The sequence below is a fragment of the Pandoraea sp. genome (assembly GCF_004297875.1).
Taxonomy (GTDB): Bacteria; Pseudomonadota; Gammaproteobacteria; order Burkholderiales; family Burkholderiaceae; genus Pandoraea.
In genome coordinates this window covers 141,930-162,268 of record NZ_SCSK01000035.1, presented here as the reverse complement: position 1 = coordinate 162,268, position 20,339 = coordinate 141,930, and the positions used below count along the sequence as shown (strand labels likewise).

20 protein-coding genes and 1 pseudogene are annotated in these 20,339 nt (G+C 58.3%); 20 read left to right on the top strand and 1 reads right to left on the bottom strand.

Annotation, left to right across the window (positions count from 1 at the left end):
• Positions 1–43: 43 nt before the first annotated feature.
• Complete coding sequence (locus tag EPN80_RS09930; RefSeq protein ID WP_293026275.1) at positions 44–436, top strand: integration host factor subunit alpha; 393 nt, start codon at positions 44–46, stop codon at positions 434–436.
• A 42-nt stretch (positions 437–478) separates the two neighbouring features.
• Entirely contained in the window at positions 479–862 is a 384-nt protein-coding gene (locus EPN80_RS09925; protein WP_293026273.1) for a MerR family transcriptional regulator, read from the top strand.
• A gap of 275 nt (positions 863–1,137) precedes the next feature.
• Here EPN80_RS09925 and EPN80_RS09920 read toward each other — a convergent pair whose 3' ends face one another.
• Positions 1,138–1,839 carry a Bax inhibitor-1 family protein gene (locus EPN80_RS09920; RefSeq protein WP_293026271.1) on the bottom strand — a complete coding sequence of 234 codons (702 nt, stop codon included), beginning with the start codon at positions 1,837–1,839 and terminating at the stop codon, positions 1,138–1,140.
• Between the two features lie 267 nt (positions 1,840–2,106).
• On the opposite strand from EPN80_RS09920, the gene ndk reads away from it, so the two are divergent.
• From ndk to EPN80_RS09830, 18 genes and pseudogenes are all read left to right on the top strand, one after another.
• Positions 2,107–2,532: a nucleoside-diphosphate kinase gene (ndk, locus tag EPN80_RS09915; protein WP_293026269.1), complete on the top strand. Its 426-nt coding sequence runs from the start codon at positions 2,107–2,109 to the stop codon at positions 2,530–2,532.
• A 35-nt stretch (positions 2,533–2,567) separates the two neighbouring features.
• Entirely contained in the window at positions 2,568–3,695 is a 1,128-nt protein-coding gene (gene rlmN, locus EPN80_RS09910; RefSeq protein WP_293026268.1) for a 23S rRNA (adenine(2503)-C(2))-methyltransferase RlmN, read from the top strand.
• Positions 3,692–4,459, top strand: coding sequence for a type IV pilus biogenesis/stability protein PilW (pilW, locus tag EPN80_RS09905; RefSeq protein ID WP_293026266.1), 768 nt, complete (start codon positions 3,692–3,694; stop codon positions 4,457–4,459). Before rlmN ends, pilW begins: the two co-directional genes overlap by 4 nt.
• Positions 4,452–5,483 carry a RodZ domain-containing protein gene (locus EPN80_RS09900; RefSeq protein ID WP_293026264.1) on the top strand — a complete coding sequence of 344 codons (1,032 nt, stop codon included), beginning with the start codon at positions 4,452–4,454 and terminating at the stop codon, positions 5,481–5,483. Before pilW ends, EPN80_RS09900 begins: the two co-directional genes overlap by 8 nt.
• A gap of 22 nt (positions 5,484–5,505) precedes the next feature.
• A complete protein-coding gene (gene ispG / locus EPN80_RS09895) occupies positions 5,506–6,777 on the top strand; it encodes a flavodoxin-dependent (E)-4-hydroxy-3-methylbut-2-enyl-diphosphate synthase (protein ID WP_293026262.1) in 1,272 nt (423 codons plus the stop codon).
• Between the two features lie 103 nt (positions 6,778–6,880).
• Complete coding sequence (gene hisS / locus EPN80_RS09890; RefSeq protein ID WP_293026576.1) at positions 6,881–8,155, top strand: histidine--tRNA ligase; 1,275 nt, start codon at positions 6,881–6,883, stop codon at positions 8,153–8,155.
• A gap of 15 nt (positions 8,156–8,170) precedes the next feature.
• Entirely contained in the window at positions 8,171–8,800 is a 630-nt protein-coding gene (locus EPN80_RS09885) for a tetratricopeptide repeat protein (RefSeq protein WP_293026260.1), read from the top strand.
• A 123-nt stretch (positions 8,801–8,923) separates the two neighbouring features.
• Positions 8,924–10,063, top strand: coding sequence for an outer membrane protein assembly factor BamB (gene bamB / locus EPN80_RS09880; RefSeq protein WP_293026258.1), 1,140 nt, complete (start codon positions 8,924–8,926; stop codon positions 10,061–10,063).
• A 66-nt stretch (positions 10,064–10,129) separates the two neighbouring features.
• On the top strand, positions 10,130–11,470 hold the full coding sequence (gene der / locus EPN80_RS09875) for a ribosome biogenesis GTPase Der (protein WP_293026256.1): 1,341 nt from the start codon (positions 10,130–10,132) through the stop codon (positions 11,468–11,470).
• 126 nt (positions 11,471–11,596) lie between these two features.
• The gene (hfq, locus tag EPN80_RS09870; protein ID WP_047212979.1) at positions 11,597–11,833 is read left to right on the top strand and encodes an RNA chaperone Hfq; all 237 of its coding nucleotides are present in this window, start codon (positions 11,597–11,599) and stop codon (positions 11,831–11,833) included.
• Between the two features lie 74 nt (positions 11,834–11,907).
• Positions 11,908–12,987, top strand: a pseudogene (hflX, locus tag EPN80_RS09865) (GTPase HflX); the annotation flags it as partial.
• Between the two features lie 247 nt (positions 12,988–13,234).
• Positions 13,235–14,560 (top strand): FtsH protease activity modulator HflK, encoded by a 1,326-nt coding sequence (hflK, locus tag EPN80_RS09860; protein ID WP_293026574.1) that lies wholly within the window; start codon positions 13,235–13,237, stop codon positions 14,558–14,560.
• Positions 14,557–15,453 carry a protease modulator HflC gene (gene hflC, locus EPN80_RS09855; RefSeq protein WP_293026253.1) on the top strand — a complete coding sequence of 299 codons (897 nt, stop codon included), beginning with the start codon at positions 14,557–14,559 and terminating at the stop codon, positions 15,451–15,453. Before hflK ends, hflC begins: the two co-directional genes overlap by 4 nt.
• Positions 15,454–15,527: 74 nt before the next feature.
• A complete protein-coding gene (locus EPN80_RS09850; RefSeq protein ID WP_293026251.1) occupies positions 15,528–15,716 on the top strand; it encodes a DUF2065 domain-containing protein in 189 nt (62 codons plus the stop codon).
• 44 nt (positions 15,717–15,760) lie between these two features.
• Complete coding sequence (locus EPN80_RS09845) at positions 15,761–16,909, top strand: ATP phosphoribosyltransferase regulatory subunit (protein ID WP_293026249.1); 1,149 nt, start codon at positions 15,761–15,763, stop codon at positions 16,907–16,909.
• A 62-nt stretch (positions 16,910–16,971) separates the two neighbouring features.
• Positions 16,972–18,312 carry an adenylosuccinate synthase gene (locus tag EPN80_RS09840; protein WP_293026247.1) on the top strand — a complete coding sequence of 447 codons (1,341 nt, stop codon included), beginning with the start codon at positions 16,972–16,974 and terminating at the stop codon, positions 18,310–18,312.
• Between the two features lie 26 nt (positions 18,313–18,338).
• Complete coding sequence (locus EPN80_RS09835; RefSeq protein WP_293026246.1) at positions 18,339–18,887, top strand: phosphoribosyltransferase; 549 nt, start codon at positions 18,339–18,341, stop codon at positions 18,885–18,887.
• 122 nt (positions 18,888–19,009) lie between these two features.
• Entirely contained in the window at positions 19,010–20,323 is a 1,314-nt protein-coding gene (locus tag EPN80_RS09830; protein WP_293026244.1) for a hypothetical protein, read from the top strand.
• Positions 20,324–20,339: the final 16 nt, after the last annotated feature.

The following is a 20,339-nucleotide window of genomic DNA, read 5'->3' as shown; positions in this document are numbered from 1 at the left end:
GAGAGGCGATGCTCCGCACTGTTTTAGTCATAGCGTTGGAAATATGAACGAAATGAATCCGGGTGAATTTGAAGCAATGCTGACAGCGCAACGTTCCGCATTGGAGCGTAACGAAATGTCTGGTTCCTCAGACGAGCCCCCGACTCTGACCAAGGCGGAACTTGCCGAACTCCTATTCGAGCAGGTCGGCCTGAACAAACGCGAGGCGAAAGACATGGTGGAGGCCTTTTTTGAGGTCATTCGCGATGCGCTGGAAGGCGGAGACAGCGTCAAGCTTTCCGGGTTCGGTAATTTCCAACTGCGGGACAAACCACAGCGGCCAGGGCGCAATCCCAAGACCGGCGAAGCTATTCCAATCGCCGCGCGCCGCGTCGTAACGTTCCATGCCAGTCAAAAATTGAAGTCAATGGTCGAGACCCAGGCTCTCGATAATTGAACGCATATCTGATCTGCTGACGCTGTTTGCGTCCATGCCGCCATGGAAAAGGTGAACTTGCCTCCGATCCCAGCCAAGCGCTACTTCACCATCGGTGAGGTCAGTGATCTATGCGGCGTGAAGCCACATGTGCTGCGTTATTGGGAGCAAGAATTTACGCAACTGCGGCCTGTCAAACGGCGCGGCAATCGGCGGTATTACCAGCACCACGAGGTGTTGCTGATCCGGCGTATCAGAGAACTGCTCTATGAGCAAGGGTTCACAATCAACGGTGCGCGGAACCGATTGGACGCGGACGGCGTGCGCGGCGCGCCGGGAGGCGGGGAGTCTGGGCCGCCCATACCGCAAGAGAGCCACGGCCAATCGATTAACGTCGGGCAATTGCAGGCAGATTTAATGGCTGTGATTGATTTGCTTCGTCGCTGAATCGTGTCTGCGACGCCCCGGTGATGCGTGGGTCCGCCGAGTACATCGACCCGGGGGCGCACCGAGCAAAACGCGACTTCCTGTCAGCCCTTGATCTCCTGTCTATCCAATCCCAAATTCGATTGTTGCGGCGTCCGCTGCGGTGATTCCTGCTGAGGTGCCTGAAGAGTCTGGCGGGCCGCTCGATGAGGTCAAAAAAACCTCCGTCCAAGCAGACGGAGGTTTTGTCGAGATACTGATTGAAACTGCCGAGCCGTGCCGGTGGGATAGCAACGTCAGTTTCTGTTGCCGCCGAGCACTCCCAAGAGTGCCAGCAGATTGGCGAATACGTTATAGAGATCGAGGTATATTGCAAGCGTGGCGGTGACGTAATTTGTCTCACCACCGTTGACGACGCGTTGGACGTCAAACAGGATAAAGGCCGAAAAAATCGCAATCGCCAGCACTGAAATGGTCAGCATCAGGGCGGGCAGTTGCAGCCAGATATTGGCGACTGAGGCCAGCAGAATGACCACCACGCCCATGAACAACCAGCGGCCCAATCCGCCAAAATCGCGCTTGCTGAGCGTAGCAACAGACGCCATTGCCGTGAATATCACCGCTGTGCCCCCAAACGCCATCATGATCAGTGATGCGCCGTTGCTGAAGCCCAGGACGAAACCGAGCAGCCGAGACAGCATCAGCCCCATGAAGAACGTGAAGCCGAGCAGCAGGCCGACGCCGATGCCGCTGTTCTTGAAGCGTTCGATTGCAAACATGAAGCCAAAGGCAATGGCCATGAAGGCGATCAGACTGATCGCAGGGCTACCGGCGAATAACGTGAAGCCGGTGGTAACGCCGAGCCATGCGCCCGCAATTGTCGGCAGCATCGAGATGGCGAGCAGCCAATACGTGTTGCGCAGCACGCGATTGCGAACCGCCACACTGGTAACGCCGCCGCCACGGCCGAAATCGTAGCGCTGAAAATCCTGATTCATGTTTTCTCCTCGTGAAACGCCGCTAGGGCTCTAAAACCGGCGAATCTCCCGGGACTATCGTACCGCCGAATCCATCCGACAGCCCGCCAAGTTTTCCTGGGGGGCGTGTATCGGATTCCTCCCCAAAATACGCGCCCGATCGCCGCATCATGCCGTAGTTGGACGCGGCGGGAACCTACCAGTTCCCATGCCAATCATAGCAGCCTTCATGCTACAATATTAGATTCATTTTATTTATATAACTGCTTAATTTTTCTGGAGTTTTTCATGGCTGTAGAGCGCACCCTGTCGATTATCAAGCCCGATGCCGTCGCAAAGAATGTGATTGGTCAGATTTATAGCCGTTTCGAAGGCGCTGGTTTGAAAATCGTCGCCGCGAAAATGGCTCATTTGTCGCGCGCGGATGCAGAGAAATTCTATGCCGTGCACAAAGCGCGTCCGTTCTTCAAGGATCTGGTGGACTTCATGGTCTCCGGTCCGGTCATGATCCAGGTGCTGGAAGGCGAAAACGCGATCGCGAAAAATCGCGAACTCATGGGGGCGACGGATCCGAAGAAGGCGGACAAGGGCACCATCCGTGCCGACTTCGCCGACAGCATCGACGCGAACGCTGTGCATGGCTCAGATGCACCGGAAACGGCGCAGGTCGAAGTTGCATTTTTCTTTCCCGAGATGAACGTCTATTCGCGCTGAACTGAATTCGTCCCCGTTGCCCCGGGAGGTAGGCCATGACCGAATCGCTCACAAATCTGCTCGACTATGATCCGGGTGGTTTGGTCGCCTATTGTGCCAGCCTTGGGGAGAAGCCTTTCCGAGCCCGGCAGTTGCAGCGCTGGATTCATCAGATGGGGGTTGCCGATTTCGATGGCATGACCGATCTCGCCAAGTCGTTGCGCATCAAACTCGCTTCGCGAGCAACGGTCGCTTCGCCTGCGGTGATTACAGACCACATTTCCGCAGACGGAACCCGGAAATGGCTGCTGGACGTCGGTAATGGCAATGCGATCGAGACCGTGTACATCCCGGAGGATGCTCGGGGAACGCTTTGCGTGTCGTCGCAGGCGGGATGCGCGGTAAACTGCCGCTTCTGTTCGACGGGTAAGCAGGGCTTCAGCCGCAATCTCTCCCAGGGTGAAATCATCGGCCAACTATGGATGGCAGAGTTTGCCTTGCGACGCGCGTTGGAGCGTGTCGGCACAGCCAGCGAGCGCGTGATTACCAACGTTGTCATGATGGGAATGGGTGAGCCATTGCTCAATTTCGACAACGTTGTTGGCGCCATGCGCTTGATGCTCGATGACAATGGCTACGGTTTGTCGCGTCGGCGCGTGACGCTCTCCACCTCCGGCGTCGTGCCAATGATGGACCGTTTGGCAGAGGAACTGCCGGTGGCGCTGGCCGTATCCCTGCACGCACCCAACGATGCGCTGCGAGATGTGCTGGTACCGCTCAACCGCAAGCACCCCTTGCGGGAACTGATGGCTGCGTGCGGTCGCTATCTCGCTGTTGCGCCGCGCGATTTCATTACGTTCGAGTACTGCATGCTCGATGGGGTCAATGACAGTGAGTCCCACGCGCAGGAATTGTTGGCGTTGACGCGGGACGTTCCCTGCAAATTTAATCTGATTCCTTTCAATCCGTTTCCTGACTCTGGTCTGAGACGATCGGGCGATGCCCAGATCAAGCGTTTCGCGCGGATTTTGATGGATGCGGGTGTCGTTACAACGATTCGCAAAACGCGCGGCGACGATATCGACGCCGCATGCGGTCAGTTGGCCGGTGAAGTCATCGACCGGACACGCTTGGCGGCACGGGGTAAATTCGGCAAAATCCCGGTCGAGGTTCGCGAAGTATGATGTGGCGCGCCGGTTTGCTGTCTCCGCTTGGCTTGGTGATTGCGGCTTGCGCTCAACCACTTCAGCCTCTGGAGACCGCAGCGAACCGAGTCGAAATCGTGCAGCAGCGGGCACAAGTGCATTATGAGCTTGCGATCACGTATTTTCGTGCCGGACAATTGCAAACCGCGCTTGCAGCGGTGCAAAAAGCAATGGCAGCGGACCCGACATTCGACGCAGGCTACCACTTGCGCGCCCTCGTTCATATGGGGTTAGGCAATTCAGCAGATGCAGAGAGTGACTTTCAGCGTGCATTGCAATCGCGTCCGAAGGACGGTGCGTTGCTTAACAATTATGGGTGGTTTTTGTGTGAGCGAAACCGCTATCAGGAAAGCGTCGCAGCTTTCGAGCTCTCGGTGATCTCAAGCAAGGAAATCACCCGGCCGCTGATCGGGGCTGGCGTTTGCAGTATGCGTGTCAACCGGGCCGATGAGGCGCAGGCTTTCTTCGAGCGTGCTCGCCAGGCGGATCCGGAGAACGTACTTGCAGCGGTTGAATTGGCGCGCCTGCATTTTCGGCGCAACGAGTTCGACGCGGCGCGTGCACAGCTTGGCGGACTTAACCGGTCGCCACGTGCGACTGCGGAATCGTTATGGCTGGAAGCACGTATAACCCATCGCATGGGATTGTCGAAGGAACGCAACGCGCTGATAGACGCATTGCTGCAAAAATATCCACGGTCGCCAGAAGCGGCTGCTTTCGAACGGGGGAGTCTCGATGGATAGTCAAGATCGGCCGGACGAACGTTCGGTCTCGCAAGTCTCATCACGGTTGCAATCCGGTTCGGGTGGTGATGCGCCGGCCAATGCCCCGCAGCCGGGCTCTTTGCTTGAGGTTGCATCGAGAATAGGCCGGGAGCTGAAGGAGGCGCGCGAGCAGCGAGGCTTGCTGATCGAGGATGTGAGCGCGCGGCTGAAAGTGTCAGCCAGCAAGCTCAAAGCCTTGGAAGGCGGACAATGGGAGCATCTTCCCGAGATGCCTTTCGTGCAAGGACTGGTGCGGGGGTATGCCCGTTTGTTGGAGGTCGACCCTGCGCCGATGACCGAGGCGCTGCGCCCCTTTGGCCGACGCGCGGCTATCGACATCCCGCCGCCATCGCCGAATGCCCCCAGTATTCCGCGCAGTCCGGCGCGCTTTCGCTCGCCGGTCGGTAATGCCGCCGGCCCTCGCCTTGCCTGGGTCGTCATCATTATTATCGCGCTCGGCGTCGCTATTTTATGGTTTGGAAGTCGACGCCACAGTGAGCGGGAGGCCTCTGCGTCAGTGGCGAGCGCACCCGCCGCTCAGGGGGGGGGGGATGCCGCGAGTGAGGGTGTCGCAAGTGATAGCCCGGCTGGACAGCAGACAGTTGCTGGGAGCGTCGCATCCGTGGTAATGCCGTCGACCCAAAACGCTTCGCCCGCGCTCGCCTCTGTTGTTCAAACACCGGCAAGCGAGCCGGTGACAAAACAGGCGGATACGGCGGCAGCGGTCAGCGTACCCGATGCGGCTTCGTCAACACAAGTTCAGACTGGCCAGTTGCGCTTGCAATTGTCCGGAGACAGCTGGGTTGAGGTACGCCAAAGCGATGGCAAGGTCGTCTTCTCCCGTTTGCTGCATGCCGGTGACCAACAAGACATTGCCGGTACGCCTCCGTTGAAGGTCGTCATCGGAAACACGGCCGGCGTGGCATCGCTCCAGTACGATAATCAGCCGGTGGATGTGAAAACACGCGGCAATGGTAATGTGGCAAGGTTGACATTGCCGTAAGGCAATTTGCCGGAGAATTGAAATGTCAGAACAAGTTTTACCCATCGTTGGCGGAGCGCGCGAGCGCCGTCGCACGCGAACCGTGTCGATTGCCTGGGGAGGCAAGAAGATCTCCGTGGGCGGCAGTGCGCCTGTTCGCGTGCAATCGATGACCAACACAGATACGGCCGACGCGATCGGTACCGCCATCCAAGTGAAGGAGTTGGCACTGGCGGGTTCTGAATTGGTGCGGATCACCGTCAATACGCCGGAGGCGGCGGCCGCCGTGCCGGCAATCCGCGAACAGCTCGATCGGATGGGCATCGATGTGCCGCTCGTCGGCGACTTTCACTACAACGGTCATACGTTGCTGAAAGACTATCCTGCGTGCGCGCAGGCATTGTCGAAGTATCGCATCAACCCGGGTAATGTCGGGCAGGGCGCCAAGCGGGACAGCCAGTTCGCGCAGATGATCGAGGCCGCATGCCGTTATGACAAGCCGGTTCGCATCGGTGTGAACTGGGGGAGTCTCGATCAGGGGTTGTTGGCCCAGATCATGGACGAGAATGCGCGCCGGCCGACACCTTGGGATGCTCAAAGCGTCATGTACGAGGCGCTGATTACTTCTGCAATCAGTTCCGCGAAGCGTGCCGAAGAAGTCGGCTTGCCGGGTGATCGGATCATCCTTTCGTGCAAGGTGAGCGGTGTGCAGGACCTGATCGCGGTCTATCGAGAACTGGCGCGCCGCTGTGACTATCCGCTCCATCTTGGCCTCACCGAAGCGGGCATGGGTTCGAAAGGCATCGTTGCGTCTACCGCAGCATTGTCGGTGCTGCTGCAGGAGGGGATCGGCGATACCATCCGCATCTCGCTGACACCGGAACCTGGCGCGCCACGCAGCAAGGAAGTGATCGTTGCGCAAGAAATTCTGCAAACCATGGGTTTGCGGGCTTTTGCTCCGATGGTCATCGCATGTCCCGGTTGCGGACGAACCACCAGCACACTATTCCAGGAACTGGCTGCGCAGATTCAGGATTATCTGCGGGCGCAGATCCCTGTTTGGAAAGTGCAGTATCCGGGCGTCGAGAACATGCATGTGGCGGTAATGGGTTGTATCGTCAATGGCCCTGGCGAATCGAAGCAAGCCAACATTGGTATCAGCCTGCCGGGGTCGGGAGAGAACCCAGCGGCGCCGGTATTTGTTGATGGCGAAAAAGTCAGAACGTTGCGCGGCGAACACATTGCCGAAGAGTTTCAGCAGATTGTGGATGATTACGTGAAAACGCGTTATGCGCCGGCGCAAGCCGCCGTGTAACGGGAATCGAAAGAAAAATATGGCGCAAACTGAAGGAAAAAGCGCTCGGCCAAGTGTCGACGGCCTGCCCAAGGCGAGTGGAAAAATCACTGGCGTGAAGGGCATGAACGACATTTTGCCGACAGATGAAGCGCTTTGGACGTTCTTCGAGCAGACTGCGCGCTCGATGCTGCGGGCCTACGGCTATCGGCAGATTCGCACGCCGATCATCGAGCACACCAATCTCTTCTCGCGCGGTATCGGTGAGGTGACCGATATTGTCGAGAAAGAGATGTACAGTTTTACGGACTCGCTCAACGGCGAAAGTCTCACGCTGCGCCCGGAGAATACGGCGGCGGTCGTGCGGGCTACGCTGGAGCACAATTTGCTGTACGACGGTCCGAAGCGACTCTGGTACATTGGTCCCATGTTTCGCCACGAGCGGCCGCAGCGGGGCCGGTATCGCCAGTTCCATCAAGTTGGTGTCGAGGCGCTCGGGCTGGCCGGACCGGACGCCGATGTCGAGATCATCCTGATGTGTCAGCGGCTATGGGACGATCTGGGCCTGACCGGCATTCGTCTGGAGCTCAATTCGCTAGGGCAGGCAAGTGAGCGTGCCGCACATCGGCAGGACCTGATCGCCTACCTGGAAAGGCACTCGGCAATTCTTGACGATGATGCGAAGCGTCGACTCCATACCAATCCATTGCGCGTGCTCGATACCAAAAACCCTGCCCTGCAGGAGATGGCCAAGGGTGCCCCCCGGTTGATCGATTATTTGGGGGATGCATCCCGCGAACATTTCGATGGGGTGCAGCGCCTGCTCAAAGCCAACAATATTCCGTTTACGATCAATCCGCGTTTGGTACGCGGTCTCGACTATTACAATCTCACCGTTTTCGAGTGGATAACCGATAAGCTGGGCGCGCAGGGGACAGTGGCCGGTGGCGGGCGCTACGATCCGCTGATCGAGCAGTTGGGCGGCAAGGCGACGCCGGCCTGCGGCTGGGCCATGGGGGTCGAGCGCATTCTCGAACTGTTGCGCGAAGATGATCTGGTGCCGCAGGACGAAGGCTGCGATGTGTACGTCGTGCACCAGGGCGAAGCCGCACTCTCGCCTGCGCTGGTGGCGGCGGAGCGCCTGCGTGACGTCGGGTTGGACGTCATTTTTCATTGCTCTGCCGATGGCAAGGGCAGCAGCTTCAAGTCGCAGCTGAAGCGTGCCGATGCCAGTGGCGCGGCCTTTGCCGTGATCGTGGGCGATAACGAAGTGGCCCAGCAGCACGCTATCGTCAAGCATTTGCGCAGCCCAGACTCGCAGGACAACCAGGTCAGTGTGGCTTTCGACCAGTTGACCGACTATTTAATCGATGCCATGGTGGCAGGCGCTGACGCATAAAGGTGGAGAAAAAGGATGGGGTATCACGAGGAACAAGAGCAGCTCGAGGAACTCAAGGCGTGGTGGAAGCAATACGGCAACGCGGTCATTTGGGTTCTGATTGTGGCTCTGATGGTTTTCGCCGGCTGGAACGGCTGGCGTTACTATCAACGCAAGCAGGCTGCTGAAGCGTCAGTGCTTTACGGCGAGTTGCAGCAATCGATTGTTGCCAAGAACAAGCCGATGATCATTCGCATTTCCGGCGACATGGGTAACAAATTTGGGCGTACTGCCTATGCTGAGATGTCGGCTTTGATTTCAGCCAAGGCGCTATACGAACTGGGCGATACGGAAGACGCGAAGGCGCGACTGCAATGGGCCGTCGATCACGCAAGCGACAATGAGTATCGTCAGTTGGCGAGACTTCATCTGGCGGGTCTGCTGCTTGACCAAAAGGACTATGACGGCGGCCTGAAGGCGCTTGGGAATAGTCCGCCCGCAGGGTTCGCCGGCCTCTTCGATGATCGCCGGGGCGACTTGCTGGTAGCACAGGACAAAATCGCTGACGCCAAACAGGCTTATCGCGCCGCGCTTGAAAAGTTGAGCAAGAACGATAGCAATATGCGACAGTTCGTTCAGTTCAAGCTTGACGCCCTCGGCGGTTGACGCCAACCGGCAGGCGCGACGGACGCGGTACCACTACTCCATAACGACAGAAAACCATCCGAATACATGATGAGCTTACGTGATTCCAGCCGTACTCTGCCTGACGCATTGGGCCGCCGTTCCATGAAACGCGCCGCTGCTTGCGTGCTGCTTGCCTCGGCGACCGCGCTGCTCGGCGGTTGCGGGTTGTTCGGCAGCAAACCGGCACATGTGCCCACGCCGCTGACGACATTCCAGCAGTCGCTGAATGTTCAGCAAGTCTGGACGGCCAGCGTTGGTAAAGCTGGTTCATACTATTTCGAGCCGCTTGTGGTGGGCGATAGCGTCTACGCGGCTGGCGTCAATGGCAAGATCATTCGAGTCGATGCGGCCAGCGGAAAAGTCACCTGGACCGCCAAAGCGGGTACTGACATCAGTGCCGGCCCAGGTAGCGACGGGGAAATCACTGCGGTTGGCACGTTGAAAGGCGAGGTGCTCGCATTCGATCACACCGGTAAGGAAATCTGGAAGGGCAATGCCGGCAGCGAAGTGCTGACAGCGCCCTTGGTTGGGCACGGGCTAGTCATCGCGCGCGCCATCAACAATCGAATCACTGCGTTCGACGCGCAAACCGGCGCGGTACGATGGATTTTTCAGCAGCCGAACGTTCCGCTTACGTTGCGGACCGGCTCGAGCATGATTTTTGTCGGTGACCATGCGATGGTCACCGGTTTCCCAGGCGGGCAATTGGCATCGCTCGACATCAATAACGGCAGCGTACTGTGGGGCGCGACGCTGTCATTGCCGCAGGGCGTGACTGAAGTCGAGCGCATCAACGATGTCACTGGCACGCCGACCCTGTTCGGGCGCCAGATTTGTGCCGTAACTTTCCAAGGGCGAATCGGTTGCGTCGACGCGATTACCGGTAACGGTCTGTGGGCGCGTGCGTTTTCGTCGTCGGCGGGGCTGTCGCAAGACGGACAAATTGTGGCCTCGACCAACACCCAATCTCAGGTCTTCGCGCTCGATTCGAGCAATGGTGATACGCTGTGGCACAATGACAAGCTAATGTGGCGCGGCCTGAGCGCACCGCTGATATTGGGGCCGACCGTCGTGGTGGGAGACGATGAGGGCTACCTGCATTTCCTTTCCCGAGACAAGGGCGATTTCATTGCCCGCGTCAAGACTGACAGCAGCGGTATTCGAGCGCAACCGGTGTTGGTCGGCGATACGCTGGTCGTCCAGACTCGCGACGGAGAGTTGTTCGCCTACCGTCCCAAATAATTCAGACAATTCGTCTCAGACGCGGCCGGCGCCATTGCCGGCCGCATTTGTTTTAATGGCAAGACTATGAAACCCGTGATCGCCCTTGTCGGGCGCCCCAATGTCGGTAAATCGACACTCTTCAACCGTATGACCCGTTCGCGCGATGCGCTGGTCGCAGATTTGCCTGGCCTGACCCGCGACCGGCATTACGGGGAAGGTCGAATCGGCGATTTCCCGCATTTGGTGATCGACACGGGTGGTTTTGAACCCGTCGCCAAAGACGGCATCCTGCACGAGATGGCCAAACAGACCCGTCAAGCCGTTGTCGAGGCGGACGTTGTCATATTCATTGTCGACGGGCGCCAGGGAATTACCCCGCAGGACAGTGTGATAGCCGATTACTTGCGGAAAACGGGGCGCAAGATATTGCTGGTCGTCAACAAAGCGGAAGGCATGAAATATTCAGCCGTCGCGGCTGATTTTTATGAACTCGGCTTCGGCGATCCGCGTGCCATTTCGGCAGCGCATGGCGACGGTGTGCGGGACCTGGTCGAAGAGGCACTGACGCCTTTTTATAGCGCTCAGACCGATGATGAGACAGTCGATCCGGAGGAGGGGGGGCCGATCCGGATCGCGATCGTCGGGCGTCCCAATGTTGGCAAATCAACCTTGGTCAACACTTTGCTTGGGGAGGAGCGTGTTATCGCCTTCGATATGCCGGGGACGACTCGCGATTCCATTTACATCGATTTTGAGCGGCAGGGCAAGCGTTATACGCTCATCGATACCGCTGGACTGAGGCGTCGCGGCAAGGTGTTTGAGGCGATCGAGAAATTCTCGGTGGTCAAGACACTTCAATCGATCGCCGACGCAAACGTCGTCATTTTGTTGCTGGACGCTCAGCAGGATGTCAGCGATCAGGATGCGCATATTGCGGGATTCGTCGTCGAGTCGGGCCGGGCGTTGGTCGTGGGCGTCAATAAATGGGATGGTCTCGACGATTATGCGCGCGACAGGATCAAGAATGACCTTGAACGTAAACTTAAATTTCTTGATTTCGCAAATTTCCACTTTATCTCGGCCACCAAGCGCACCGGCATCGCCGCGTTAATGAAATCGGTGGATGCCGCCTATGCCGCAGCCATGAGCAAGATTCCCACTCCCAAATTGACCCGCGCATTGCAGGAGGCAGTCGAATTCCAGCAACCGCGACGCGCTGGCGTATCGCGCCCGAAAATGCGCTATGCGCACCAAGGCGGGTCGAATCCGCCAATTATCGTCATTCACGGCACCGGTCTAAGCGGTGTTACCGATGCCTATAAGCGCTATCTGGAAAGGCGCTTTCGAGAAACTTTTGGTCTGACCGGCACTCCATTACGCATAGAGCTTCGCAGCGGCAAGAACCCCTATGCCAAAACGGAGTGAAACGCCTTCAGGGGCGGGGTTTTACTGGTGTTCACAGTAAAATCGGCTATAGTGTGAAAATTGGGTTGAGATGCTCACTTTCACCCCAATTTACGGTCAATCGTTAAAAATACAATGGAGTATCTTATGAGCAACAAAGGGCAACTGTTACAAGACCCGTTCCTGAACGCGCTGCGCAAAGAGCACGTTCCGGTTTCCATCTATTTGGTCAATGGCATCAAATTGCAGGGCAACATCGAATCTTTCGACCAGTACGTCGTTTTGTTGCGCAACACGGTCACCCAGATGGTCTACAAGCACGCTATCTCCACGGTCGTGCCGGCTCGCCCGGTTAACTTCCAGCCCGATGCTGAACAATCTTAATTTGGTGGTACCCGGCAGGTTTCTCGACCGTCGGGTTTCCCTTTCTCTTTGCTGTTTCTCCCAGTCTCTGTCGTTTGATTAATGCCGCTCTTGTCGGCATCGATTTCGGTAAAGTCGATTTCGAAGCCAGTCTCAACGAACTCGACCTGCTTTCCAGAAGCGCAGGAGCCTATCCCGTCGTTACTGTGACTGGCCGTCGCGGCAGCCCAGATGCAGCGATGTTCGTGGGCAGTGGCAAAGCCCAGGAAATCAAGGACGCCATTGCATTGCATCGTGTCGAGCTGGTGATTTTCAATCACGCGCTCAGTCCCGCCCAGCAACGCAATTTGGAGCGCTTTCTGGAGCGGCGAGTCGTCGACCGCACCAGTCTGATTCTGGATATATTTGCCCAACGCGCAAAGAGCCACGAAGGTAAGCTTCAGGTCGAATTGGCTCAATTGCAGTACCTGGCGACTCGGCTGGTGCGAGCGTGGAGCCATTTGGAACGGCAAAAGGGCGGTATCGGCTTGCGGGGGCCGGGCGAGACTCAGCTTGAAACTGATCGGCGGCTCCTGGGAGAACGGGTCAAATCATTAAAGGTCAGGCTTGACAAGCTCCGTCGGCAGCATGCCACCCAGCGCCGTGCGCGGTTGCGAAGCGACACCTTTTCCATCTCCCTGGTCGGATATACCAATGCTGGCAAGTCGACGCTGTTCAATGCATTGACCAAGGCGCAAGCCTATGCGGCGGATCAACTCTTCGCCACCCTCGATACGACGTCCCGGCGAGTTTACCTGGGCGACTTCGGTCAGGTTGTGCTTTCCGACACGGTCGGCTTTATCCGTGAGCTGCCTCATCAATTGGTTGCCGCTTTTCGCGCCACGCTCGAGGAAACCGTACATGCGGATTTACTGCTGCATGTGGTGGACGCGTCGAGCGCTGTGCGGCAGGAGCAGATCGATCAGGTCAATACTGTGCTCGCCGAAATTGGTGCAGACGGCATTCCTCAGATTCTCGTATGGAACAAAATCGATGCCGCGCCTGAATTACTCGCTGACGGTCCCCGGATCGAGCGCGATGAATCCGGTAATGTCTCCCGCGTGTTTGTCAGTGCCCGGGACGGCATCGGGCTGGATTTGCTTCGGGCTGCAATCGCTGAAACGATCGCTCGGTCAACGACTGCGTTACAATCGTCGGGGCAATCGCCAGATCATTTGCCAGCAGAGTCGGCTGTGGGCTGTCATACGGCGGGAAACCTCTGAGCCGGTGTTGCCCGCTTTTTTCTAACGGGCTACCGCCGATTCGCGGTAACCGCTGATATTAATTCGATCGAGCATGGCGTCGACCAAACCAATACCAAGGACCGGCACCAATGCATTGTTGCCCGAGCGCGTGAGCGCTTCTGTCACATCGCCTCTTCCTATGCTTTCTAAAGCCTTGATAAAACGACTTGGATTGATTTTCTCGCTCAACGATCCGCGCTGGGGGCGGGGCGATGACAACGACGCCAAGAACGCGCGTGATGAGCCCAATCGTCAAAACCAGGAACGCCCGCCAGAGGGCCCTCCGGATCTGGACGAATTATGGCGAGATTTCAATCGACGCCTGAATCGCCTATTCGGTCGCAACAATAATGGCGGCGACGCCGGCGGCAAATTGCCGTCCTCCGGTCGAGGCTCCAGCATCGGCGTGGGCGTGGTCATCATCGTCGCGGTATTGGTTTGGCTGGCGACAGGCGTATTCATCGTGCAGGAGGGGCAGGTCGGTGTGGTGATGCAGTTTGGAAAATACAAGTACACGACCACTTCCGGCATTCAATGGCGGCTGCCATATCCGTTTCAGTCGGAAGAGGTCGTCAACATGTCGCAGATTCGGTCTGTCGAGATCGGGCGTTCCAATGTGGTGCCCAACACCGACTTGAAAGACTCATCGATGCTCACAGGTGACGAGAATATCGTCGACGTAAGATTTGCCGTGCAATACCGGGTCAAGGATGCCAGCGAGTTTCTGTTCAACAACGTCGATCCCGAGGCCTCTGTCAGTCAGGCCGCGGCGACGGCGGTACGGGAGATCGTCGGCAAGAGCAAGATGGACTATGTCCTGTATGCCGGGCGGGAGGAAATTGCCAACGAACTTGTACAATCAATCCAGCGCATTTTGGACAGCTACAAGACAGGCATCCTGGTCACCAGCGTAACCATGCAGAGTGTGCAACCCCCAGAGCAGGTGCAGGCGGCGTTCGACGATGCCGTCAAGGCTGGGCAAGATCGCGAGCGCCAAAAAAACGAAGCGCAGGCCTACGCGAACAATGTGATTCCCCTGGCCAAGGGAACGGCGGCCCGCTTGCTGGAGGAGGCGTCCGGTTATAAATCGCGGGTCATCGAGCAGGCGCAAGGGGACGCGGAACGGTTCAAATTGGTCGAGCAAGCTTACGCCAAGGCACCGGAAGTGACACGTGAACGCATGTATCTGAACACCATGGAGCAGATCTACTCTCATACGACCAAGATTCTGGTCGATACGCACGACAACAAAAATCTGCTTTATCTGCCGCTCAATAAATTGATAGAACAGAGCAAGGAACAGGTCGGTGACGCAGCGGCGGGGCCGACAGCGCCGCAGAATCATGCCGCCGCGCCTGCGCCCGACGCCAGCAGCGCTGCCACGAGCAGCTCGGGCGAAACCCGGAACCGCTCGCGTAATGCCTTGCGCGACAGCGATCCGCTGCGTTCGGGAGACAGCCAATGAACCGTATTGGAACTGCTCTCATCGCGCTGATCGTCCTGCTGCTGTTACTTTCTTCGACGATGTTCGTAGTCGATCAGCGCCGCTATGCGATCGTCTTCTCCTTTGGGGAAATCAAGCAAGTCATCAGCAAGCCCGGCCTGCATTTCAAGATGCCGCCACCTTTCGAGAACGTCGTGTATCTCGAAAAGCGCCTGATGACCATCGATAATCCGCAACCCGAGCGATTCATTACTGCCGAGAAAAAGAATCTGGTTGTTGATTCCTACATCAAATGGCGGATTACCGACCCGCATAAGTTCTACGTCAGTTTCAAGGGTGATACCACGTTGGCGCGGGAGCGACTGACGCAGCAGGTACGCTCGGCCCTGCAGGAGGCTTTTGCCAAACGGACCATCTCCGAAGTCGTCTCCAGCCAGCGAGACCAGGTAATGCAATCGGTCAGGCAAAAGGTCAGCGAGGAAGCTGCCCAGCTCGGTATCGAGGTGACCGATGTGCGCTTGCGTCGCGTCGACCTGCAAGCGGGCATCAGCGATTCGGTATTTCGTCGCATGATCGCGGAGCGCAAGCGCGTGGCGAACGAACTGCGTTCGACCGGTGCTGCCGAGGCCGAGCAGATCCGTGCGGACGCCGACCGTCAGCGCGAAGTCATCATCGCAAAGGCTTACAGCCAGGCACAAAAGACCAAAGGTGAGGGGGATGCGCAGGCGTCCGAGATTTATGCGCAGGCATTCGGCAAGGATCCGAAATTTGCACGGTTCTATCAAAGCCTCGAAGCCTATCGAAAAACCTTCTCGAGCAAGAGCGACGTTATCGTCACGGATCCAGGCAGTGATTTCTTCCGCTTCATGCGCGACGCTGGTGCTGCTGCCGCAGGCAAACCGGGCGCCCGCTGATCGATGCGTGCCGCCGCCCGCCGTGAGGTGGCGGCAGCCTGGCATGCCGCAATATTTCCAAGACAAGTGGCAAAATGGGTAGGGTTCTGATTCTCGCTTGTGCGATCATGCTGATCGTCGAGGGGGCCTTCCCTTTTTTCTGGCCAGATCAATGGCGCCAGACTTTTCGTAAAATAACGGAATTCCGAACTGGGCAAATCCGCTTTTTCGGCTTCGTGGCGCTGGTGCTGGCCCTGATCCTGTTGGTCGTTGCTTATGTTTAGCACGCTTGGCGCCATTATTTGAAACTTTTGATTCTCTGACACCCATGCCGAACTGGCTGCTCCCCGAAAATATTGCCGACGTATTGCCGTCCGAGGCGCGCAAGATCGAAGAACTGCGTCGGGCCATGCTCGACCGGTTTCGCGCCTACGGCTATGAACTCGTCATGCCGCCTTTGCTCGAGTACACCGAATCGCTGTTCACCGGTACCGGGCATGATCTGGACCTGCGCACCTTTAAATTGGTCGACCAGATGTCGGGACGCACCATGGGGTTGCGCGCTGATATCACGCCGCAGGTCGCGCGCATCGACGCCCACCTGCTCAATCGCAGGGGCGTGACCCGGCTGTGCTATGCCGGCAGCGTGCTGCTGACGCAACCGCGTGGGCTGCTTACGACCCGCGAGCCGTTGCAAATCGGGGCTGAAATATTCGGACATGCCAGTATCGAAGCGGATCTCGAGATTCAGGAGCTGCTGCTCTTTTGTCTGCACCAGGCGGGGTTGAAGCAAGTTCGTCTCGACCTGTGCCACGCAGGCGTACTGGAAGCCCTGCTGGAAGCCGTGCCCAAAGCCGAGGCGCTCGAGTCTGCCCTGTTTGGCGTACTTGCGGCCAAGGATGTGCCGCAACTCGAGGCCATTACGGCATCGCTCGCAGGGCCGGTGCGCGATGCCTTGCGCGCATTACCTTACCTCTATGGCGACGTCGGCATATTGGATGAGGCCAGACGCCGATTGCCGGCGCACCCGAAACTGCACGCCGCGCTCGATGATCTCGCTTTCCTGGCCGGACAGGGCGGCGACGCCGCAGTCACTATTGACTTGGCGGATCTACGTGGCTACCAGTACCACAGCGGGGTCATGTTTTCGGCCTATGTCGACGGCGTGCCCAATGCCATCGCCTTGGGTGGCCGATATGACAAAGTGGGGCAGGCATTCGGCCGCGTGCGCCCGGCTACCGGGTTTTCGATGGATCTGCGAGAGGTCGCCAGCGTCTCCCCGGTCGCGGCTCGCAGTAGTGCGATCCTCGCTCCATGGAGTCAGTCCTCGGGCTTGCGCGAGGCGATCGCCGCCTTGCGGCAAGCGGGGGAAGTCGTGATTCAGGCGTTGCCTGGACATGAGACTGATCTTGAGGAATTTGCCTGCGATCGAACTCTTGTCGAGCGCGATGGTGCCTGGCGGGTCATCGAACGCTGAAAAAAACGGCACCTCGCCCGCAACACGGGTAAAATACGTTTTTAACCAAACCAACTATTGTTATGTCCGGCAATGCTTTGAAACAGGGGCGCAACGTCGTCGTCATCGGCACACAGTGGGGCGACGAGGGCAAAGGTAAGGTCGTCGATTGGCTGACCACCCATGCGCAAGGCGTGGTCCGTTTCCAGGGTGGCCATAATGCCGGACATACGCTGATCATTGGCGGCAAGAAAACAGTCCTGCGCCTGATCCCGTCAGGCATCATGCATGAGGGCGTGACCTGCTATATTGGCAACGGTGTCGTCCTCTCGCCGGAAGCCCTCTTCAAGGAAATCGCCGAACTCGAAAGTGCCGGCCTCGACGTTCAATCGCGTCTGCGTATTTCCGAAGCCTGCACGCTGATACTGCCTTACCACGTAGCGATCGATCAGGCACGCGAAGCCAAGCGGGGCGCCGACAAGATCGGCACCACCGGCCGCGGCATCGGTCCGGCCTACGAAGACAAGGTTGGCCGCCGCGCGCTGCGCGTCCAAGATCTGTTCGATGCACCGCGCTTCGCCGAGCGGCTGCGCGAGAACCTTGATTATCACAATTTCGTTCTGACGCAATATCTCGGTGCGCCGGCGGTTGATTTTCAGCAAACGCTCGACACCATGCTTGGTTACGCGCCACGCCTGGCACCGATGCTGGCCGATGTATCCCAATTACTGTATGCGGCCAACAACGACGGACAGAACCTGTTGTTCGAGGGCGCGCAGGGTACCTTGCTCGACATCGACCACGGCACCTATCCGTTCGTGACCAGCAGCAACTGCGTGGCCGGTGCGGCCAGCGCCGGTGCCGGAGTCGGTCCGCAGCAATTGCATTACGTACTCGGGATTACCAAAGCATACTGCACGCGGGTGGGGGCTGGACCGTTCCCTAGCGAGTTGTACGATGCGGACAATCCCGCCCGCCAGGCGGCGATCGGCTTGCAACTGGCGACGGTCGGCAAGGAGTTCGGCTCGGTTACCGGCCGTCCGCGCCGCACCGGCTGGATGGATGCCGCCGCGTTGAAGCGTTCGATTCAGATCAATGGCGTTTCCGGGCTGTGCATGACCAAGCTCGACGTGCTCGACGGTCTCGACACGATTCGTCTTTGCGTCGGCTACCTCGTCGATGGCAAGCAGGTCGACATCTTGCCGCGCGGCGCGGTCGATGTCAGTCGCTGTGAACCTATCTATGAAGACTTCCCCGGCTGGCAGACCAGCACGGTCGGCGTGCAGTCGTGGGACAAGCTGCCGGAGAGCGCCCGACGCTACCTGAAGCGTATCGAGCAGGTATGCGGCACGCCGATCGACATGGTTTCGACCGGACCCGATCGGGAAGAGACCATTTTGCTGCGTCATCCATTCAACAGTTGACCGTTTCCCGGCTCTCTGCTGCATTCATGAACACACCGCAAAACGACGATAAGAATCTGTGGGTTTCCTGGGACGAGTACCACCGATTGATCGAGCAGCTGGCGCTCGCCGTGTATGAGTCGGGTTGGCAATTCGACAAGATTCTTTGCCTGGCGCGGGGCGGCTTGCGAGTTGGAGATCAACTGGCCCGCATTTATGACGTGCCGCTGGGCATCCTGGCCACCAGCTCCTATCGGGAAGCCGAAGGAACTCTGCGAGGCGAGCTCGATATTGCCCAATACATCACCATCACACGCGGTTCATTGAGCGGTCGCGTGTTACTCGTCGACGATCTCGTCGACTCGGGGGTGACGCTGGAGAAGGTCGGCCGTCACCTGCAGGAGCGTTATCCCGATGTGACGGAAGTAAAGTCGGCCGTATTATGGTTCAAGGCATGCTCGCACGTGAAGCCTGACTTCTACGTGCAATACCTGCCAACCAATCCCTGGATCCATCAACCATTCGAGGGATACGATACGTTGCGCCCCCATAACCTTGCGGCCTGGATCAAGCGTGGTAGCAACGAAAGTTGCTGACGCGTCATGCCCGGGCAGGACCATGACGCAGCAAGCGCACGAGGCCCACTGAGCATGACCCGGCGATGCCGCCGAGCCGCCCACGTCACCGCGACGCAAGCCGCGGCGCTCACCGTCAGCTGATGTCGGTAATCGATCAACCCGACGACGCCGCAGCGCACCGCATCATGGCCTCAGCGCACCGCCACCGAGGCGACGAGTTGGCTGCGCTGGCCCACCTCATCGCCGCTCAAACTCTCGAGTCATTCGCCGCCGACCCGCAGCATGCCTCCGTGAGCGAGCTATGCGATGTCGCCACCGGTTATTACATGAAGGGGGATCATGCGACAGCCGAGTCCTGGTACCGGCTGGTGCTGAAAGTCGCACCCGAATTGGCGCTGGCGCACCAAAATCTTGCTGCCATTTGCGCGAGCGCCGGCCGTCGCGTCGAGGCCGACGCTCATCGCGCTCGAGCTTACCGGGCACATCGGGTTTTCGTTGAGCGGGCGTCACAGCAGGCTCGGCCGATTCTCATACTGTGTGCGGGGCGAGAGGCGGGTAACATTCCGTTCGAAATTCTGCTGCCCACCGATACCTATACGCGTATCAAGTATGTCATCGACTATGCCGCTGACGGAGAAGACCAGCAATTGCCTCCATTTGACCTGGCATTCAACGCAATCGGCGATGCGGATGTCGCGGCTTCGATGGATGCCAGACTGGCGCGCTTCGGCGAACGCTGTCAGCGCCCCATGCTCAATGCGCCGGCGGCCGTGGCGCGTACTCAGCGCCATCGACTGGCGACGCTGCTCAGCGGTATCGGCGACGTGGTCATCCCGCCGTGCATCCGCGTCGAGCATGGGCCAAATGGGGCGCAAGCTCTGGCCGCAATGCTGGCAGGCGAAAGCATGTCGCTGCCTGTTCTGGCCCGACCCGCCGCTACGCATGGTGGTGAAGGATTAGTGCGCTGCGAGACGCTGGCCGCTCTCGAACGACATCTGGCCGGCGTCGATGCACCCCATTATTTGAGTGCGTTTGGCGACTATCGCAATGCCGATGGCTGGTACCGCAAGTACCGCATGATATTCGTCGATCGTCAGCCGTGGCCCTATCACCTGGCGATTTCGTCGCATTGGATGGTCCATTATTTCTCCGCGGAGATGGCCGCCAATCCCTGGAAAATCGACGAGGAGCGGTGCTTTCTGGAGAATCCGACCGATGTGCTGGGCGCACGTGCAATGACGGCGCTTGCCGCAATCGGGCGCCGGCTTGACCTCGATTACGCCGGAATCGACTTCACCTTGTTGCCCGATGGGCGGATCTTCCTGTTCGAAGCCAACGCGACTATGCGGGTTCATTATGAGCGCACCAACGGGCCGTTGGCGCATAAGAATCGCTATGTGCAGGCGATCATCGATGCGTTTGGCCGTTTGCTGTCTCTACATGTCCCCGTATGAAGCGGCGCGAAGCCTT

Bases quoted from the DNA above. Each gene is read 5' to 3' on its own strand.
- EPN80_RS09845 (WP_293026249.1), top strand. From the start codon at position 15,761: ATGCCGAACTGGCTGCTCCCCGAAAATATTGCCGACGTATTGCCGTCC.
- bamB (WP_293026258.1), top strand. From the start codon at position 8,924: ATGAAACGCGCCGCTGCTTGCGTGCTGCTTGCCTCGGCGACCGCGCTG.
- hfq (WP_047212979.1), top strand. From the start codon at position 11,597: ATGAGCAACAAAGGGCAACTGTTACAAGACCCGTTCCTGAACGCGCTG.
- der (WP_293026256.1), top strand. From the start codon at position 10,130: ATGAAACCCGTGATCGCCCTTGTCGGGCGCCCCAATGTCGGTAAATCG.
- hflK (WP_293026574.1), top strand. From the start codon at position 13,235: ATGCTTTCTAAAGCCTTGATAAAACGACTTGGATTGATTTTCTCGCTC.
- EPN80_RS09925 (WP_293026273.1), top strand. From the start codon at position 479: ATGGAAAAGGTGAACTTGCCTCCGATCCCAGCCAAGCGCTACTTCACC.
- ndk (WP_293026269.1), top strand. From the start codon at position 2,107: ATGGCTGTAGAGCGCACCCTGTCGATTATCAAGCCCGATGCCGTCGCA.
- EPN80_RS09830 (WP_293026244.1), top strand. From the start codon at position 19,010: ATGTCGGTAATCGATCAACCCGACGACGCCGCAGCGCACCGCATCATG.
- hflC (WP_293026253.1), top strand. From the start codon at position 14,557: ATGAACCGTATTGGAACTGCTCTCATCGCGCTGATCGTCCTGCTGCTG.
- EPN80_RS09885 (WP_293026260.1), top strand. From the start codon at position 8,171: ATGGGGTATCACGAGGAACAAGAGCAGCTCGAGGAACTCAAGGCGTGG.
- EPN80_RS09840 (WP_293026247.1), top strand. From the start codon at position 16,972: ATGTCCGGCAATGCTTTGAAACAGGGGCGCAACGTCGTCGTCATCGGC.
- EPN80_RS09835 (WP_293026246.1), top strand. From the start codon at position 18,339: ATGAACACACCGCAAAACGACGATAAGAATCTGTGGGTTTCCTGGGAC.
- EPN80_RS09920 (WP_293026271.1), bottom strand. From the start codon at position 1,839: ATGAATCAGGATTTTCAGCGCTACGATTTCGGCCGTGGCGGCGGCGTT.
- pilW (WP_293026266.1), top strand. From the start codon at position 3,692: ATGATGTGGCGCGCCGGTTTGCTGTCTCCGCTTGGCTTGGTGATTGCG.
- hisS (WP_293026576.1), top strand. From the start codon at position 6,881: ATGAACGACATTTTGCCGACAGATGAAGCGCTTTGGACGTTCTTCGAG.
- EPN80_RS09900 (WP_293026264.1), top strand. From the start codon at position 4,452: ATGGATAGTCAAGATCGGCCGGACGAACGTTCGGTCTCGCAAGTCTCA.
- rlmN (WP_293026268.1), top strand. From the start codon at position 2,568: ATGACCGAATCGCTCACAAATCTGCTCGACTATGATCCGGGTGGTTTG.
- EPN80_RS09930 (WP_293026275.1), top strand. From the start codon at position 44: ATGAACGAAATGAATCCGGGTGAATTTGAAGCAATGCTGACAGCGCAA.
- EPN80_RS09850 (WP_293026251.1), top strand. From the start codon at position 15,528: ATGGGTAGGGTTCTGATTCTCGCTTGTGCGATCATGCTGATCGTCGAG.
- ispG (WP_293026262.1), top strand. From the start codon at position 5,506: ATGTCAGAACAAGTTTTACCCATCGTTGGCGGAGCGCGCGAGCGCCGT.